The sequence below is a fragment of the Citrobacter sp. Cu231 genome (assembly GCF_030332265.1).
Taxonomy (GTDB): domain Bacteria; phylum Pseudomonadota; class Gammaproteobacteria; order Enterobacterales; family Enterobacteriaceae; genus Citrobacter; species Citrobacter meridianamericanus.
The window spans coordinates 88,373-105,870 of record NZ_JAOWIE010000046.1 but is presented as its reverse complement, the minus strand read 5'-3'; the positions used below and the strand labels follow the sequence as shown (position 1 = coordinate 105,870).

Sequence of the window (17,498 nt, the reverse complement as noted above, 5' to 3'; positions counted from 1 at the left end):
ATTTACGCCTTAACGAGTATCATTGCCCGGCGATTTTCATCTCCGGTAACAATACCGAACCACACTGAATATTACTGCGCGTTTCAATATCGTTCCCTACGGTCACAATATTGCGCCACATCTCTTTTAAGTTCCCGGCGATGGTAATTTCACTTACCGGATACTGAATTTCGCCGTTTTCGACCCAGAAGCCCGCCGCACCGCGCGAGTAATCCCCGGTAATGCCGCTTACGCCCTGGCCCATCAGCTCGGTAACCACAAGGCCTGTACCCATCTCTTTGAGTAGCTGCTCGAAGCTTAGACCTTGTCCCGGAATTCGCCAGTTGTGGATCCCCCCCGCATGCCCGGTGCTCTTCAGCCCCAGCTTACGTGCGGAATAGTTGGTCAACAGCCATTGAGTCAGCACGCCGTCTTTAATGATGTCGCGGCGTTCAGTCCGTACCCCTTCACTGTCGAACGGCGATGACGCCAGTCCCTTCAGCAGGTGCGGATGTTCTTCAATAGTCAGCCATTCCGGCAGAATTTGTTTACCCAGCGAATCCAGCAGGAAGGTGGATTTGCGGTACACCGAACCACCGGCGATCGCGCCGACCAGGTGTCCGAACAGTCCGGTCGCCACTTCGTTGGCGAAAATCACCGGCGCTTTCATGGTGGAAAGCTTACGCGGCGACAAACGAGATAAGGTACGGCGAGCACAGTCTGCCCCCACCCACTCCGGCGTTTGCAGATCGCCCATCGCCCGACCAATGGTGTAGGCGTAATCGCGTTCCATATCGCCATTTTCTTCCGCGATCACACAGCTGGAAAGGGAATGACGAGTGGAGCAGTAGCCCTGCAGCATGCCGTGGCTGTTGCCAAATACTTTGATGCCATAGTGGCTGTTAAAGCTGCCGCCTTCGGTATTGGTGATACGCTTATCAGCCTGCAGCGCCGCCTGTTCAGCGCGGGCAGCCAATTCGATAGCTTCGTCAGGCGAGACTTCCGCTGGGTGGAACAGATCCAGATCGGGCGCATCAAAGGCCAGTAATTCTTTATCTGCAACGCCCGCGCACGGGTCCGGTGAGGTGTAACGCGCAATATCCAGTGCAGCCTGCACGGTACGGGCAATCGCCTGCGGACTTAAATCGGTGGACGATGCGCTACCCTTACGGTTCTGGTGATAAACCGTAATCCCCAACGCGCCATCGCTATTGAATTCTACGTTCTCCACTTCACCATAACGGGTGCTGACACTAATACCCGTGGTCTTGCTTACAGCGACTTCCGCGCCATCCGACTTACCTGACGCTAATTCCAGTGCCGTCGAGACCGCTTCTTCCAGAATCTTACGCTGCGCTTCAACTTGTGAGATTACTTTCATCGCAAATGCCATAATGTAGAGAGAGTTTCTCTGAAGTCTAACAGAGAACCGTTTTTCAGTGCGCATCTTAACTGGTAACATTAGCCTCTTTTTTTAAGGAGCCTGACATGACTAAGCAGCCCGAAGACTGGCTCGACGACGTTCCCGGTGATGACATCGAAGACGAAGACGATGAAATTATCTGGGTCAGTAAAAGTGAAATAAAACGTGACGCCGAGGAGTTAAAACACCTGGGCGTGGAACTGGTAAAACTGGGGAAAAACGCGCTGGATAAAATCCCGCTTGATGCGGATTTACGTGCCGCGATTGAGCTGGCCCAGCGTATTAAGATGGAAGGTCGCCGCCGCCAGCTGCAGCTGATTGGCAAAATGTTGCGCCAGCGCGATGTTGATCCTATCCGTCAGGCGCTGGATAAGCTGAAAAACCGCCACAACCAACAGGTCGTTGTCTTCCATAAGCTGGAGCAACTGCGTGACCGTATGGTTGACGGTAACGATGAAGCTATCGAAGAAGTGATGAACCTGTGGCCTGACGCCGACCGTCAGCAACTGCGTTCGCTGGTGCGTAACGCCAGGAAAGAAAAAGCGGGCAACAAGCCGCCAAAATCTTCCCGCCAGATCTTCCAGTATCTGCGTGAACTGGCGGAAAACGAAGCGTAACCTCTTCATCTGCCGAAAGTGCCGGATGGCGGTGCAAATACCTTATCCGGCCTACGATCCGTTGTAGGCCCGGTAAGCGTAGCGCCACCGGGCATTTTTTTACTCTTCCGTTTCTGCCTGAGCTTTCTTCGCCAGGCCATCCAGCAGTTTTTGATGAATACCACCAAATCCGCCGTTGCTCATCACCAGAATGTGGTCGCCAGGCTGTGCGGTTTTCACCACCATATCTGCCAGTGCATCCACATCGCCACTCCAGTGGGCTGGCTGAACGCAGGCTTCAGCAACTTCTGCTACTTGCCACGGAATATGCGGGGGTTGCAGCAGGAACACTTCATCCGCACGGCCTAACGACGGCGCCAGATCGTCTTTGCACAGGCCCATTTTCATGGTGTTCGAACGGGGTTCCAGCACCGCGATGATGCGCGCCGTACCGCCCACTTTACCGCGCAACGCCGCAAGCGTCGCCAGAATGGCCGTTGGGTGATGGGCGAAATCGTCATACACCGTCACGCCATTGGCTTCACCCCGCAGCTCAAGACGACGACGAGCGTTGATGAATGAACCGAGCGCGTTGGCTGCATCCGCAGGCACGACGCCCACATGGCGCGCGGCCGCAATCGCCATCAGACCGTTATGCATGTTGTGCTCGCCGACCAGGCCCCACTTCACCTCACCGACTTTTTCACCGTCCAGCCACACTTCCCACTCGGAGGCATCGGTGGTCAGCTTTTTCGCCTGCCAGTGGCCTTGTTCGCCCACCAGCTCTTGTTCGCTCCAGCAGCCCATCGCCATCGTCTGTTTCAGATTGATGTCGTTTTCCGGGTAGATGATGCGTCCCTGGCCCGGCACGATACGCACCAGGTGATGGAACTGTTTCTGGATCGCTTTCAGATCGTCAAAGATGTCCGCGTGATCGAACTCAAGGTTGTTGAGGATCAGCGTACGCGGGCAGTAATGCACGAATTTGGAACGCTTGTCGAAGAAGGCGCAGTCGTACTCATCTGCTTCAATCACGAAGAAGTCGCTTTCGCCCAGACGCGCAGAAACCTCAAAGTTACCCGGTACGCCGCCGATCACAAAGCCAGGCTTATAGCCGCAGGCTTCGAGGATCCAGGTCGCCATTCCGGCGGTGGTGGTTTTGCCATGCGTGCCCGCAACCGCCAGTACCCAGCGATCGCGCAGCACAAAGTCATGCAACCACTGTGGGCCGGACATGTACGGGATGTTCTTCTCGAGCACCGCTTCCACGCACGGATTACCACGGGTCATGGCATTACCGATGATCACTAAGTCCGGCTGCGGGTCGAGCTGGCTGGCATCGTACCCCTGAATTAAATCAATACCTTGCTTCTCAAGCAAGGTACTCATCGGCGGATACACATTGGCGTCCGAACCGGTTACTTCATGACCGAGCGAGCGCGCCAGCATCGCCAGACCGCCCATGAAAGTGCCACAAATTCCCAAAATATGAATGCGCATACGTCACTATCCTTTTTTAATCTGGGGGCCATTTTACGCACATGTCCGGCAAGTGAGAAACGCATTTCAGGATATTCCGTAGTTTGCTGGCGCGATTCACCTAAGCGCAACAATGGAAATATTTGTTAATATTGTTGCGGTCGCTTTACTCCACATAAATTGCAGGGAAAGTGTTATGAAAACGTTAGGTGAATTTATTGTCGAAAAGCAGCACGAGTTTTCTCATGCTACCGGTGAACTCACTGCTTTGTTGTCGGCAATAAAGCTGGGCGCCAAGATCATCCACCGCGATATCAATAAGGCCGGTCTGGTCGATATCCTGGGTGCCAGCGGTGCTGAGAACGTGCAGGGAGAGGTTCAGCAAAAACTCGATCTGTTCGCGAACGAAAAACTGAAAGCTGCACTGAAGGCGCGCGACATTGTGGCGGGCATTGCCTCGGAAGAAGAAGATGAAATCGTCGTCTTTGAAGGCTGTGAACACGCAAAATATGTTGTGCTGATGGATCCGCTGGATGGCTCATCCAACATCGATGTTAACGTCTCTGTCGGTACGATTTTCTCTATTTATCGCCGCGTAACCCCCGTCGGCACGCCGGTCACGGAAGAGGATTTCCTGCAGCCGGGCAACAAGCAGGTTGCGGCAGGTTACGTGGTTTATGGTTCTTCCACCATGCTGGTGTACACCACCGGCTGCGGCGTACACGCCTTCACCTACGATCCTTCTCTGGGCGTATTCTGCCTCAGCCAGGAACGTATGCGCTTCCCGGCGAAAGGCAGCACATACTCCATTAACGAAGGCAACTACATTAAATTCCCGAACGGCGTGAAGAAGTACATTAAATTCTGCCAGGAAGAAGATAAGTCAACCCAGCGCCCGTACACCTCGCGCTACATTGGCTCTCTGGTTGCGGACTTCCATCGCAATCTGCTGAAAGGCGGAATCTACCTGTACCCAAGCACCGCCAGCCACCCGGAAGGGAAACTGCGTCTGCTGTACGAATGCAACCCAATGGCCCTGCTGGCCGAGCAAGCGGGCGGCAAGGCGAGCGACGGTAAAAATCGTATTCTGGATATTATCCCGGAAAGCCTGCATCAGCGCCGCTCCTTCTTCGTGGGTAACGACCATATGGTTGAAGATGTAGAACGCTTTATCCGCGAGTTCCCGGACGCGTAATACGTTTTGCCGGATGAGACGTGTTAACGCCATCATCCGGCAAATTTATCCGCTACGCCGTTTGTACTTTAAACACTGCCATTGCTTCAAGCAGCGCATGTGACTGCTCTTCCAGCGAGCGGGTAGCTGCTGACGACTGCTGTACCAACGCCGCATTTTGCTGCGCCGTTTCATCCATCTGAATCACCGCAATATTCACCTGCTCAATGCCGCGACTCTGTTCCTGGGACGCACTGGCAATTTCACGCATCAGTTTGGTCATACGCATGACCTCGGTCGCAATCTCATCCATGGTTTCACCCGCCTGCTGCGCCAGCTCACTGCCTTCACCTACGTGCGTGTGCGAATCGCTGATTAAGGTGCGGATCTCTTTTGCCGCTTCAGCACTGCGGCTGGCCAGATTTCGGACTTCACCTGCGACAACCGCAAAGCCCCGCCCTTGCTCACCGGCGCGCGCCGCTTCAACGGAGGCATTAAGCGCCAGGATGTTGGTCTGGAAAGCAATACCATCGATTACGCTAAGGATGTCGGCGATTCGGCTGGAACTGCCTGAAATATCGCGCATTTTCTCGATCACATAGCACACCATCTCGCTACCGCGATCGGCGGTATCCGACACCGATTTTGCCAACTGATGCGCCTGTTCCGCGTTCTGCGCATTCTGTTTCACGGTCGCCGTGAGTTCTTCCATGCTGGCGGCGGTCTGCTCCAGCGACGTGGCGGTCGATTCAGTGCGTTGCGCCAGATGCTGGTTTCCGGCAGTCAGCTCACGGCTACCAATATCAATTTGCGAACTGGCATCGCGTACGCGTTGTACCGAGTCGCCCAGCGAATGGCGCATTTCATCCATCGCTGCGCTCAGGCGGTTGAATTCAGCGCTAGCCGACAGCGCCGAAACCGGCGACAAATCCCCCGTCGCCAGGCGTTCCAGTTGCTCCACTATACTATCCAGCGGCTTGAGAAACTTATTTCGCAGCATGAACCAAATCACGGCCAGTAGCGCGATAGCAGCCAACATTGCCCCACTCATAATAGCGTGGTAAATCAATGAAGTAATAATACGAGTAGAGGCATATAGCCCCATCCCTCCAGTCAGTAACAGAAGGAACGTCAGCAGCGACAATAACACCAACAAACTTGATCGAATTGAAAGGGATTTTGGCATTGTTATATTTCCGGTTGTAGGGTTAAAACAGACCTGTACAGAACCTATCGACTACAACCGGAAAAAGTTTAGGTATTTAAATGTTTTTAGTAAAATCAGGATGTTACTTTGGTGTTGCTGTCGTACCCACTCGGGTTACCGGCGAGCTTTGACGATTTTCCCATAGCACCGTCAAACCGCGTTGTAACGCTATAAAAATAAACAATAAAATACCAATCGCAATCTTCGTCCACCAGGAACTTAATGTGCCGTCAAAATTAATATAGGTTTGAATTAATCCCTGAATAGCGACGCCAAACAAGGTACCTAACACCGTACCGACCCCGCCGCTCAGTAGCGTTCCGCCGATAACAACCGAAGCAATCGCATCCAGCTCAACGCCAACGCCCGCCAACGCATAACCCGCCTGGGTGTAAATTGAAAACACAATGCCGGCCAGCGTAGCAAGCCCGGTAGACAGCATATAGATACGAATGGTCGTGCTACGGGTTGAGATCCCCATCAGGTTGGCCGAGGTGGCGTTGCCACCAATGGCGTAAACCTGATTACCAAACCGCGTACGGTGCGCAAGGAAGATGCCAATCACCACCACGCCCAGCATTAACAACCCCATCGCGCTCAGGCGACCGCCGCCGGGAATTTTCCATGCCAGGCTTGAGAGCGTGTCATAGATCGGATGGTTAATTGGGATCGACTCTTCAGAGACCAGATAGCTGACGCCACGCAGGAAGAACATTCCCGCCAGCGTAATAATGAACGCAGGGATCTTCAGCGCATCAATCAGTAACCCCATAAATGCGCCAAACGCGCAACCCATCAGCAAAATCAGGGGAAACGCCAGCAGCGGGGAAATACCCCAATAACCAATAGCCTTCGCCAGAAATACGCCAGTAAAGGCGATGACCGAGCCAACGGAAAGGTCGATCCCGCCAGAGAGGATCACGAAGGTCATGCCCACGGCAATAATCCCTAAAAAAGCGTTATCGGTCAGGATATTGCAGATTACCCGAGTTGAAGCAAAAGCCGGAAACTGGGTCAGGCAGTAGAGATACCCCAGCACAAACACGCCGAGAGTAATCATTAGCGGTAAATTACGTTTTATCATGACCACGCACTCCTTTTATCAGGCTGATAAAGCGTTGTGACTGCACGACCAGTACACACAACACCACCACGGCTTTGACCACCTGGTTCAGCTCCGGCTGGAAGCCCGACAGTAAAATCCCGGTGTTCATTCCCTGAATAATCAATGCGCCGATCACCGACAGCAGCAGGTTAAATCGCCCGCCCATCAGCGAGCCACCACCGATGACCACCGCCAGGATGGCATCCAGTTCCAGCCACAATCCGGCGTTATTGGCATCTGCCCCACGGATATCCGCCGTGACGATAATACCGGCGATAGCCGCACACAGGCCGCTCAGTACATAAGTGAGCATCACAATGATGCGGGTATTCACCCCGGCATTTTTCGCCGCACGAATGTTAATGCCCACCGCTTCAATAAACATGCCCAGCGCCGTTTTACGCGTTAGCAGCCAAAAGGCGACCAGCGTCAGCAGCGCGATGATCACCGGCGTGGGGAACAGAAAGAGCGAGCCGCTGCCAAACCACGACAGCTCGGGCGAGTTGAAGGTGACGATCTGCCCGGACGTGATAAGCTGCGCCACTCCACGCCCGGCCACCATCAGGATGAGCGTCGCAACAAACGGCTGGATCTTGAGGATTGCCACCAGAATCCCGTTCCACAGCCCGGCCAGAATGCCGGAACCTAAGGCAGCAAGCAGCACCACCGGCAGACTGTGCCCGGCCACCGTCATCGCCGCGGTGGTCGCACCGGCAATCGCCATCACCGCGCCAACGGAAAGATCAATACCGCCGGTGGCGATCACCAGCGTCATACCAATCGCCAACAGCGCCACGGGAGCGGCACGGTTGAGAATATCAATCGGGCTGCCGAACAGGCGTCCATCCTGCAAAATCACCTGGTAGAAGTGTGGGGCCACCAGGCTGTCGACCAGCAGCACCAGCAGTAGCGCCACCAGTTGCGGCATACCTTTTGGCCAACGGAACCGTCGTTTCGCAGTGTTGGATTGAGGGAGAGATTGAGGCATCACCATAGTCTCCTTAGGCCGCAATGGCATTCATGATCGCCGGTACGGACAGTTCAGCCAGCGGGATCTCGGCCACCTGTTTGCGATCGCGCATAATAATGACGCGATCGGCATAACCCACTAACTCCTCCAGTTCGGATGAAATCACCAGCAGCGCCAGGCCATCCGCGCACAGCGTTTCGATCAGGCGGATGATCTCAGCATGTGCGCCGACATCGATTCCCCGCGTGGGTTCATCGAGGATCAGGAACTGCGGTTTGGTGAGTAACCAGCGCGAGAGCAAAACTTTTTGCTGATTACCGCCAGAGAGAAACTCGATTGGTTGCTCGGCGTTGGGGGTACGAATTCCAAGCTGACGGATAAAACGCTCGGCAATCTCGTTTTGTTCTTTCCTCGCAATAGGCCGCAGCCAGCCACGTTGCGCCTGCAAAGCCAGAATGATGTTTTCCCGCACCGAGGCGGCGGCGATAATACCATCCGTTTTACGATCTTCCGGACAGAAGCCGATCCCCAGGCACGAAGCCTGATGTGGGGATCGTAAAATCTGCGGTTTACCTTTGATCAGCGCACTACCGCTATCGGCAGGTTTAATACCGAAGATCACCTCCGCCGTTTCCGTGCGCCCGGATCCCAGCAATCCGGCAAGACCAACAATCTCACCGGGACGCACCTGTAGATCAAACGGCGCGATGGTGCCTTTCTTGCCAAAACCGCTAAAGGCCGCCACCGGCTTATCGCTCAGTAACGTGCGTCCCGCACGCTGTAGCGCATGGGTATCCAGTTCGCGGCCCAACATCATTTTGACCAGTTCGATCTGTGGCAACTCGCGGGTTTCGCGGCAGCCAACGAAGCCGCCGTTACGCAGAACGGTGATGCGATCGCTGACCTGATAAACCTGATCGAGGAAATGGGTGACGAAGATCAGACTGACGCCCCGATCGCGAAGATGGCGCATCAGGCCGAACAGCATTTCAACTTCCTGGGTATCGAGGCTGGCTGTGGGTTCATCGAGGATCAGCACTTTCGCGGAGAGATCGATCGCGCGGCAAATCGCGACAATCTGCTGCATCGCCACAGAAAAGCGGTTCAGCGGCTCGCGTACGTCGAGGGAAAAACCGTATGACGCCATCAGCTCCGTGGCGCGTTTTTCCATCTGCTTACGCTGTAGCAGGCCAAAACGCCGTGGTTCACGGCCAATAAACAGGTTATCCGCGACCGACATATTGGGCAGCAGGTTTACTTCCTGATACACGGTGCCAATCCCCAGTTGCTGGGCATGGGCGGTATTTTTCGGGGAAATCTGCTGGCCTTCGAGCCAGATAGTGCCGCGATCGGCGTGGTAAACACCGGTCAGCGCTTTGATTAGCGTCGATTTACCGGCTCCGTTTTCACCCAGCAGCGCCATAATCTCGCCACGACGCAAACTAAAATCCACGTTATCCAGTGCTTTGACGCCGGGAAAAAATTTACTTAATCCTTCGGTGCGGAGGATCTCCTGATGTTGGTCGGTGGTCATGGCATTCCTCCGGTGCGAAATCACGGCGTTTCGTAGGCCTGATAAGCGCAGCGCCATCAGACCTACAGAAGACCGACAGCAAAACTAGTAGCCCATGTTTTTCTTCTTCTCTAACTCTTCTTTCGCCGTATCTGGCAGGTAGAGGATCGACTTGGTGATGGTCAGCTTCTCAGGCATCGTGCCGTCTTTTTTGAATTTCTCCAGCGCATCGAAGGCCGGACCTGCCATATTCGGCGTCAGCTCGACGCTGGCGTTAGCTTCACCATCAATCATCGCTTTGTAGATATCCGGTACGCCGTCGATGGAACCGGTAAGAATATCTTTACCGGGTTTCAGACCCGCTTCTTTGATCGCCTGAATCGCACCGATCACCATGTCATCGTTGTGGGCGTAAACCATGCAGATGTTCTTGCCGTTGTTTTCAGCTTTAATAAAGCTCTCCATCACTTCTTTCCCTTTACTGCGGGTGAAGTCACCGGACTGTGAGCGGATAATTTTGATGTTAGGTGCGTTAGCGATGGCTTCAGCAAAACCTTTTTTACGATCGATCGCTACACTTGCCCCGACGGTCCCTTGCAGCTCAACAACGTTACACGGCTTGCCGTTCACTTCTTTAATTAGCCAGTCGCCAATCAATTTACCTTCCAGCACGTTGTCAGCGGTGACGGTGGTCATATAGAGAGATTTGTCTTTTACATCGATGGAACGATCGAGCAAAAAGACGGGAATGTCGGCATCTTTTGCTTCTTTTAAGACCGGCTCCCAACCCGTTGCCACGACCGGGGCAATAAAGATGGCATCAACGCCCTGCGCCACGAATGAGCGGACTGCCTTAATCTGGTTTTCCTGCTTTTGCTGGCCGTCAGCGATTTTCAGCGTAATACCCCGCTTTTCGGCCTCGCTTTTCGCAACGTTGGTTTCTGCGGCGCGCCAGCCGGATTCAGAGCCAACCTGTGAAAATCCTACGGTTAAAGGGGCTGCCATTGCCATAGACGACATGGCTGCCGAAACTGCTGTGACTAAAAGTAAGCGCTTCCACATAAGTGCGTCCTCGTAGGGTGATTATTGTTGGTTAATAAACCGTCGCGAAAAACTATAGACAATTGAGCATGTAACAGATTGCGTTACATCACACTTCAAAAAAGTAAATAAAACGTTAATCACAACTTTGTAATCGTTTTCATCTCGCTATGAAAAATGCGGCTGAAGATATGGATTTTTCTGTCATCAGAGAGGGGTAAAAAGAAGAAAATGCACGTAGATAAAGCGAAAACAAGCGGAGACATTCAGCGCGAGTTGGCTATAATACCCGCCACTTGTTTGCCATAGCATATTTAAAGGAAACAGACATGAGCTTACTCAACGTCCCTGCCGGTAAAGATCTGCCGGAAGATATCTACGTTGTTATCGAGATCCCTGCCAACGCAGATCCGATCAAATACGAAGTTGACAAAGAGAGCGGCGCCCTGTTCGTTGACCGCTTCATGTCCACCGCGATGTTCTATCCGTGCAACTACGGTTACATCAACCACACCCTGTCTCTGGACGGTGACCCGGTAGACGTTCTGGTCCCGACCCCGTATCCGCTGGAACCAGGTTCAGTGATCCGCTGCCGTCCGGTTGGCGTACTGAAAATGACCGACGAATCCGGTGAAGATGCGAAACTGGTTGCGGTACCGCACACCAAGCTGAGCAAAGAATACGACCACATCAAAGATGTGACCGACCTGCCGGAACTGCTGAAAGCGCAGATTACCCACTTCTTCGAGCACTACAAAGACCTCGAAGCAGGCAAATGGGTAAAAGTTGACGGTTGGGACAACGCTGAAGCCGCTAAAGCTGAAATCGTTGCTTCCTTCGAGCGCGCGAAAAAGTAAGTTTTACTTTTGATGCTTAGCCCCGCATGTCGGGGCTTTTTTATGCCCTGATGCGAGTACGATTGGCACAAAAAACAACGCCACCCGAAGGTGGCGTGTTCACATCAGTACTGGTCTCTGTCTAACCAGTTGCCGCTTTCAATCAGCGTTAAGCCATCAACCGGACGTTGGTACACGTACATCCATGCACTTCCGTACGGCGTTTGAATTAACTGGCGTGCGTATTCACCGCCACGGGTACGCAGAGCATCAAGCTCTGCCAGCGTGGCGTTATCAATACGATAAACTTCCCCGTGTACTGTTCCCTTTCCCGGAACGGCGCCTGGATAGTGGCCCAGGCTATACAACTGGTAGTTGTCGATACTGAAATTCCCCAGCAACAGGGCATTGGTCATCCAGTGGCTGTTGCCTTGTTTGGTTCGTAAACTGCCGTAGACAAATATTCGCATTGCTAAAACTCGAACTGATAGAGCAAATCAAGTGCCTGATCTACGCCAGACACTGCTTCCAGATATAGCTTAGGCATCAGACGATAACGTAGCGTGAGTGTCGCTAAGGAGTCAAATATACCCACACCATATTTCACCTGCAGACCTGGCAGTACGTATCCGCTGACAACTACCTGAGATGAATCGCCCACCCCTTGCGTGTCCAGTGCCAGATTGCTTACGCCAAATGTCTCCCCGATTTTACCCACAACCTGACCACTTTGTGCAACCCCCAGACCAATAAGCATTGAGGTCATCGCCGCGCTGTCACTCTGTTCGCTATCAAGTCCTTGTCCGCGAAGTAGGTAGGAAAGCGCCATTTGCTGCGACATTGCCGGGTCGGAGAAGATCTCCGCCTTCGGTTCATCGGCAGTGCCGGTCACGCGAACACCGGCGATCACGTCGTCTTCGGTGGCATCCGGGTTACGAATCGCTTCAATATTGAGCAACGGCTGATCCGGCGGGCCGGAGAACAACAGCTCGCCCTTACGCACAATCAGATCCTGACCATAGGCATGGAAGCGACCGCTCGGAATATTAATTTGTCCGTTCAGCCCCAGCCCCTGCTTATCCTGTACCACTTTCAGGTCGCCCGTCAGACGCGCTTTCAGACCAAAAGCGTCAATACGCACGTTGTTACCGACGTGGATGTTCAGGTTGCTGTTAATCGGAATACTGGCTGTCTGCGGTTTCTCCGGCTGCAGATTGTTGTTCAGCATGACCATGTCGCTGGAAACCCCTACCGCGCTCTCCGGCAGGTCGTGTACCACGATACGCGCCCATGGCACATCTACGTTGCCATCCAGGGTAAACAGGCTCGGCGTGGCTTCAAAGACCACGTCCGGCGAGACATCCAGGCGAACCATCGGCGGCACGGTAATACGTACCCTGCTGCCTTTAGCCGCCACCCGCGCCCGCCAGTTGTCTATTTGACTCCAGTCGGCATCGCCGCTCAGGTTAATTTCTCCCTGCTGCGTGCGCACCACGCCCGCCAGCGTGGAGCGTGTTCCGGTGAAATTAACGGCTAACTGGCTTGGCTGCATGTCGAACGGCATAAAGTTACCGTCGATATCCAGACCGCTCAGTTGCAGTTGTCCAAGCAGTTGTGGGCTTTGCACATCACCGCCCAGTCGCAGGTTGGCGTTGATCACCCCAGCCGCTTTTTCACCGCGCGAGAAGATGGGGTTCACCATCGCCAGATTGAAGTTGCGAATATTGACGTTACCGCCCAGGTTGCGGCGTCCTTGCGGATCCGTCACCTGTACCTGGCCGTCAAACTGCCCGTTGTTGGTCAGGCGAATCAGCCAGCCCAGCTCGGCACGGTTATTATGCAGGTCAGCAGTCAGATTCAGCGTGTCAAACGCCACCGGAAGCGATGCATCGTTCACGCTTTGCGTGACCTTCACGTTACGTCCATTCAGCGTCACTTGCCCCTGCGGCAGCCCTTCTTTGGTGGTGTCCCAGCTCACATCGGCTTTGCCAGTGAACACACCGCTGGCCTGGGTTGCATCCGGCATAAACGGTTTCAGCATTGCCAGATCGAAGCGATTCAGGTTCACCACCGCGCGCCCTTCTGCACCGGCATCAATGGCTTGCGGTACGCACAGTTCCGCATTCGGGTTGTTCCAGCAGTGCGGCCCAATGCTGATTTTCTGTTCCTGATTACGGTAATCCAGCGCAATAGGGCGGTTCAACGACCACGGACCCACCGGCGTCTGGAAGCGCGTATTGCTCAGCGTCCCTTTCCAGCGCTGTTCTTTACGATCAAAGCTACCCGCTAGATCAAGCTGTCCGGAAACCGGCTCACCCTGAATGCGCAGTTGCAGCTCATGCTGCTTTTCACTGCCTTTGGCGTTAAGCGTCACCAGGCCAATATTCACGTCAGGTTGTACAATCCGCTCTACGCGAACATTGAGATTACCGGCGATTTGCTCGGCCGATTTCACATCGCCTTCGACGCGTACCTGAGCGACGGAAAGCTCTTGCCAGCGCAGACCGCGAGCGGTGATATCCGCCAGCAGCTGCGGCGCTTCAACCGTACCGCGAACTTTTACCAGCCCTTTCGCCGTACCGCCCAGTCCAGGCAGCGCGTTATCCAGGCTCGGGGCATCAATCGTCGCGTCGAGATTGAGGTCTTTGACCCCCAGTTCCCCTTTCACATCCGCGCTGTTGCGCCCCAGTTCCAGATGCAGCCCCGGGATCGTCCACTGCAGGTAACTGTTACCCTTCAGTGAACCATTCACATTGACCTTGTTCTGCTTCACGTTGCCGGTCAGCTTCAGCTCCGGAACCTCCATCTGCCAGCTTCCACCGTACAGACTGCCGCGCGTTTTCACCAGGCCATTCAGTTTTGACGGCCAGTCTGGAATCGCTTTCGCGGTGTTGATGCCATCCAGCGTTAACTCCCCGCGCCAGCTGATCGCCTGCTGCCAGTCCACCAGCGCTTTCAGCTCGGTTTTCCCTTCCAGCGCCGCAACGCTGAGTTTGTCGAGATTGATCTGCTGTTCGTTACCTTTAGCGTCCAGCGTGATGGTAGCCGGAGGAATATCCTGCCCCTTCACTGCGGTACGCATCGACAACGTGTAGTCGGTCATCTTGCCGGTCAGTTTGAGCTTGATGTCATCAGCCTGGAACTGCTTGTCGCCGGTAAACGGCCAGTATATTTGCTTACTCACCACTTCCAGATTGAGCGGCAACCCGGCTTCCGCCAGACGCGTTTGCGCCCGTAGGTCCATATCCACCGGACCAGACAGATTTACGCCGACTTCCAACTGGTCACGCAGTGCGCCGCCGACCTTCAGCTTCACCTTTTCGCCTTTTAACGGGTCGATGTTCAGCGTGCTGTTTAACGTAATATCGACCGGCCATGTGTCGGTGAGCTGCGCCGTACCGCTGGCTTTTACCGATCCCTGATTCGAGTCGATATCCAGCGTATCCAGCTTCATGTTGCCGTCAATGCTGCTCACTTTCAGCAACAGGTTATGGACCGTTAAATCCGTATCTCCGGTCACGCGCAGCTGCTCGCCGCGAAACTCTTCAATATTGAGATTGAGCGGCAGATGGACATCGGTCATTTCCGGCAGCACCGGCTGTGAGAACAGATCTTTTAGCGTTTCGCCGAGCGGCTTTTCATCCGGCTGCGGGTTTTGAATCTTTGGTTCGACGACCTCTTCCTGCGCCACTTCCGCCACTTTAGGCAGGGCAATCAGCAGCCCCTGCAATGACGTTGGCTTCAACGTCAGCGTTTTTTCCTGCCAGTTCAGACCAGAGGTAAAGTCCAGCACGGAAACCGTGGTGTCATCGATTTTAATATTGATGTTGTTAAGTGCCACGCGTGAAAGCGTGATTGGGTAAGGCGTGGAAAGGTTAAGCGGACCGTTCTCTTCTTCCTCAACCGGCGCTGATGGCGGCATTTTTTTGCTGTCGATCGCTACGTTGATATTTTTCAGCGACAGATCGTTGACGCACAGACTGCTATTCCACAGGCAATTAAGCCCAACGGCCAGATGTACTTCGCCAGCATTTACTGCCACGCCGGGCTGGTCATAACGGATATTTTTAAGTGATAAATCCCGCCAGCCGCCGGTGACCTGACCGATCTCCAGCCCCGGAACCCAACGATTAGCTGCTTTGAAGATCAGATGCAGGCCGGAGGTGGTACCGACGAGGAACGCCACCGTGCCTAACAACAGCAGGATAAAAATCAGCACACCGAGGCTTATCTTCTTCCATAAACTCATAATTCAGGCCCCAGACCGATGTAAAACTGTAAACCATGTTCATCTTTGTCGCCGACCGGGACGGCAAAGTCGAGCTTGATAGGCCCCACTGGTGATTGCCAGCGTACGCCGACCCCGGCACCGGTTTTGAAATCGCTTCGGCGAATATCGCTGACCGCTTCACCGCTATCGACAAACATCGCGCCCCACCATTTACCGGTCACGTTGTACTGGTATTCCAGCGAGCCAGTTGCCAGCTTGGAGGCCCCTTTCAGCTTGCCGTCGCTACCTTCCGGCGAAATAGATTTGTATTTATAGCCGCGAATACTGCGATCGCCCCCGGCGAAGAAACGCAGATCCGGCGGTACTTTGTCGAAGTCTCCGGTCTCAATCCAGCCGAGATTACCGCGCATCACAAAACGATGGCGATCGTACAGCGTGCGGATCCAGACGTTTTGCGCCTGGAAAACGGAGAAATCAACATCTGACCCCCAGGCGGTGTTGGAGTAATCAATAGAATAACGCTGAGAGTCGCCCCAGACAGGCATCAAGCCGCCGCGTGAGCGCGTCCGGCTGATCATCACGCCCGGATAGAGCAGCATAGTAGTGTTGGTGACGTTACCCTGGGTAAAGTGGTCGAGGCTCCAGCGCAGGTTAATCGCGCGCTGCCAGCCGCTGGAGAGGTCCCAGTAGCGGGAAACCGCAAGCGTTGTGGAATCCTGCTCGGTGTCATTTAAATCGGTTCGCTTAAAGCCGCCCTGTACCAGGTAATACTGTTCCAGCGGGTTCTTTAACAGCGGCATTTTATAGCTGAAATCAAGCACCTGCTCTGGCGCCGAGATACTGGCGCTGGTTGTCAGGCTGTGGCCGTAGGAGTTCATCCACGGCTTTTTCCACGAGGTCTTCACCCGTGGTCCGACATCAGTTGAATAACCAACCCCGGTTTCGATGGTGTTTTCGGTGCGCGGTGAGACCACGCCTTTCAGCGGCAGCACTTTGGTTTTGCGGGCTTTATCAAACTCCGGCGCGACGACCACGGAGTTAAACCATCCGGTCGCCGACAGACGACGGTTCAGTTCGCCCAGATCTTTCGACTCGTACTCTTCACCTTCTTTAAAGGGCACCAGATTTTGCAGATACTCATCGCGAATTTGCGAGCCTTCAAAGGTGACATGCCCAAAGCGATAGCGTTCACCGCTGTTGTAATCGATATCCCAGAACGCCTGGCGGCGCTCAAGCGCTATTCCAAGCTGGCTTTTATTAAATTCACTGTCGAAATAACCTTTGCGCAGCGCCACGCTGGTGAGTGACTTTTTGAAGTTGTCATAGTCACCCTGATTCAGCACAGTGCCGATTGCCGGGCGCGTTTTCAGCAGATCCAGGTAATCTTTATCCGTACGTGCGCCACCGCGCAGAATCACTTCTGTGCCGCCAATCAGCACTGGCTCGCCAGGAGTGACTTTGGCAATCAGCACCTGGCGTCCTTTTGCCGGCGGTGGACGTAGTTCAAAATCAATGGTCGGCTCAAAGTAGCCCAGCGCTTTTAGCCCTTCGCGGATGGCATCATCAACGCGCGCACGAAAGCGTCGGTCTGGAGTGACTTCATCACTTTGAATCGTGGACAGCTGCGCACGGACGTTTTTCTCCAGCGGTCCTGATAATCCTTCGACCTGTAAGCGAACATTCGCGGCGGCGGCGGAGCCACTTAAGCACAGTAATCCCACCCAACATAACTGACGGATATGTGGCACATTTTCTCCTGAATATCCTTTTTTCCCACCCCTGGAAAAAATACTATGCCGTTCCTCGGCTTAACAAAAAATCAACAATAAGAGTTGAAAAACAGACGGCAACCCAAATATTTCTTATGTTTAACTCTAGACGCATTCACGCTGTTTATTGTGGGCAAAGACGCGTCTCGTTACAACCTTAACCCAAATGACTGAT

The 17,498-nt window shown here is 54.0% G+C and carries 13 protein-coding genes; 3 read left to right on the top strand and 10 right to left on the bottom strand.

The window, feature by feature from the left end; translation table 11 throughout:
* Positions 1 to 19: 19 nt before the first annotated feature.
* Positions 20 to 1,372 carry a metalloprotease PmbA gene (gene pmbA, locus OGY15_RS20295; protein WP_003830385.1) on the bottom strand — a complete coding sequence of 451 codons (1,353 nt, stop codon included), beginning with the start codon at positions 1,370 to 1,372 and terminating at the stop codon, positions 20 to 22.
* A gap of 95 nt (positions 1,373 to 1,467) precedes the next feature.
* Here pmbA and yjgA point away from each other — a divergent pair, with 95 nt between their 5' ends.
* Complete coding sequence (yjgA, locus tag OGY15_RS20290; RefSeq protein WP_087051760.1) at positions 1,468 to 2,019, top strand: ribosome biogenesis factor YjgA; 552 nt, start codon at positions 1,468 to 1,470, stop codon at positions 2,017 to 2,019.
* 99 nt (positions 2,020 to 2,118) lie between these two features.
* On the opposite strand, the gene mpl is transcribed toward yjgA, so the two are convergent.
* The gene (gene mpl / locus OGY15_RS20285; RefSeq protein WP_187259196.1) at positions 2,119 to 3,498 is read right to left on the bottom strand and encodes a UDP-N-acetylmuramate:L-alanyl-gamma-D-glutamyl-meso-diaminopimelate ligase; all 1,380 of its coding nucleotides are present in this window, start codon (positions 3,496 to 3,498) and stop codon (positions 2,119 to 2,121) included.
* Positions 3,499 to 3,673: 175 nt separating this feature from the next.
* On the opposite strand from mpl, the gene fbp reads away from it, so the two are divergent.
* Positions 3,674 to 4,672: a class 1 fructose-bisphosphatase gene (fbp, locus tag OGY15_RS20280; protein WP_003025742.1), complete on the top strand. Its 999-nt coding sequence runs from the start codon at positions 3,674 to 3,676 to the stop codon at positions 4,670 to 4,672.
* 52 nt (positions 4,673 to 4,724) lie between these two features.
* Here the strand turns inward: fbp and OGY15_RS20275 are convergent, their stop codons facing one another.
* The 5 genes from OGY15_RS20275 to ytfQ all read right to left on the bottom strand — a co-directional run bounded on the left by OGY15_RS20275 (position 4,725) and on the right by ytfQ (position 10,508).
* Entirely contained in the window at positions 4,725 to 5,837 is a 1,113-nt protein-coding gene (locus tag OGY15_RS20275; protein WP_151224482.1) for a methyl-accepting chemotaxis protein, read from the bottom strand.
* A gap of 103 nt (positions 5,838 to 5,940) precedes the next feature.
* Entirely contained in the window at positions 5,941 to 6,942 is a 1,002-nt protein-coding gene (gene yjfF / locus OGY15_RS20270) for a galactofuranose ABC transporter, permease protein YjfF (protein WP_151217415.1), read from the bottom strand.
* Positions 6,929 to 7,951 (bottom strand): galactofuranose ABC transporter, ATP-binding protein YtfT, encoded by a 1,023-nt coding sequence (ytfT, locus tag OGY15_RS20265; RefSeq protein WP_151217413.1) that lies wholly within the window; start codon positions 7,949 to 7,951, stop codon positions 6,929 to 6,931. Before ytfT ends, yjfF begins: the two co-directional genes overlap by 14 nt.
* 13 nt (positions 7,952 to 7,964) lie before the next feature.
* On the bottom strand, positions 7,965 to 9,467 hold the full coding sequence (gene ytfR, locus OGY15_RS20260) for a galactofuranose ABC transporter, ATP-binding protein YtfR (RefSeq protein WP_187253625.1): 1,503 nt from the start codon (positions 9,465 to 9,467) through the stop codon (positions 7,965 to 7,967).
* A gap of 84 nt (positions 9,468 to 9,551) precedes the next feature.
* Positions 9,552 to 10,508 carry a galactofuranose ABC transporter substrate-binding protein YtfQ gene (gene ytfQ, locus OGY15_RS20255; RefSeq protein ID WP_005134480.1) on the bottom strand — a complete coding sequence of 319 codons (957 nt, stop codon included), beginning with the start codon at positions 10,506 to 10,508 and terminating at the stop codon, positions 9,552 to 9,554.
* Positions 10,509 to 10,816: 308 nt separating this feature from the next.
* Between ytfQ and ppa the strand changes: the two genes are divergently transcribed.
* The gene (gene ppa, locus OGY15_RS20250; protein ID WP_003025726.1) at positions 10,817 to 11,344 is read left to right on the top strand and encodes an inorganic diphosphatase; all 528 of its coding nucleotides are present in this window, start codon (positions 10,817 to 10,819) and stop codon (positions 11,342 to 11,344) included.
* 104 nt (positions 11,345 to 11,448) lie between these two features.
* Here the strand turns inward: ppa and OGY15_RS20245 are convergent, their stop codons facing one another.
* From OGY15_RS20245 to tamA, 3 genes are read right to left on the bottom strand one after another with little or no spacing between them, the layout of a single operon-like run.
* The gene (locus OGY15_RS20245; RefSeq protein WP_029139743.1) at positions 11,449 to 11,793 is read right to left on the bottom strand and encodes a gamma-glutamylcyclotransferase family protein; all 345 of its coding nucleotides are present in this window, start codon (positions 11,791 to 11,793) and stop codon (positions 11,449 to 11,451) included.
* Positions 11,794 to 11,795: 2 nt separating this feature from the next.
* Entirely contained in the window at positions 11,796 to 15,572 is a 3,777-nt protein-coding gene (gene tamB, locus OGY15_RS20240; RefSeq protein ID WP_286540838.1) for an autotransporter assembly complex protein TamB, read from the bottom strand.
* A complete protein-coding gene (gene tamA / locus OGY15_RS20235) occupies positions 15,569 to 17,302 on the bottom strand; it encodes an autotransporter assembly complex protein TamA (protein WP_003025718.1) in 1,734 nt (577 codons plus the stop codon). The genes tamB and tamA overlap by 4 nt, the downstream gene beginning before the upstream one ends.
* Positions 17,303 to 17,498 lie beyond the last annotated feature (196 nt).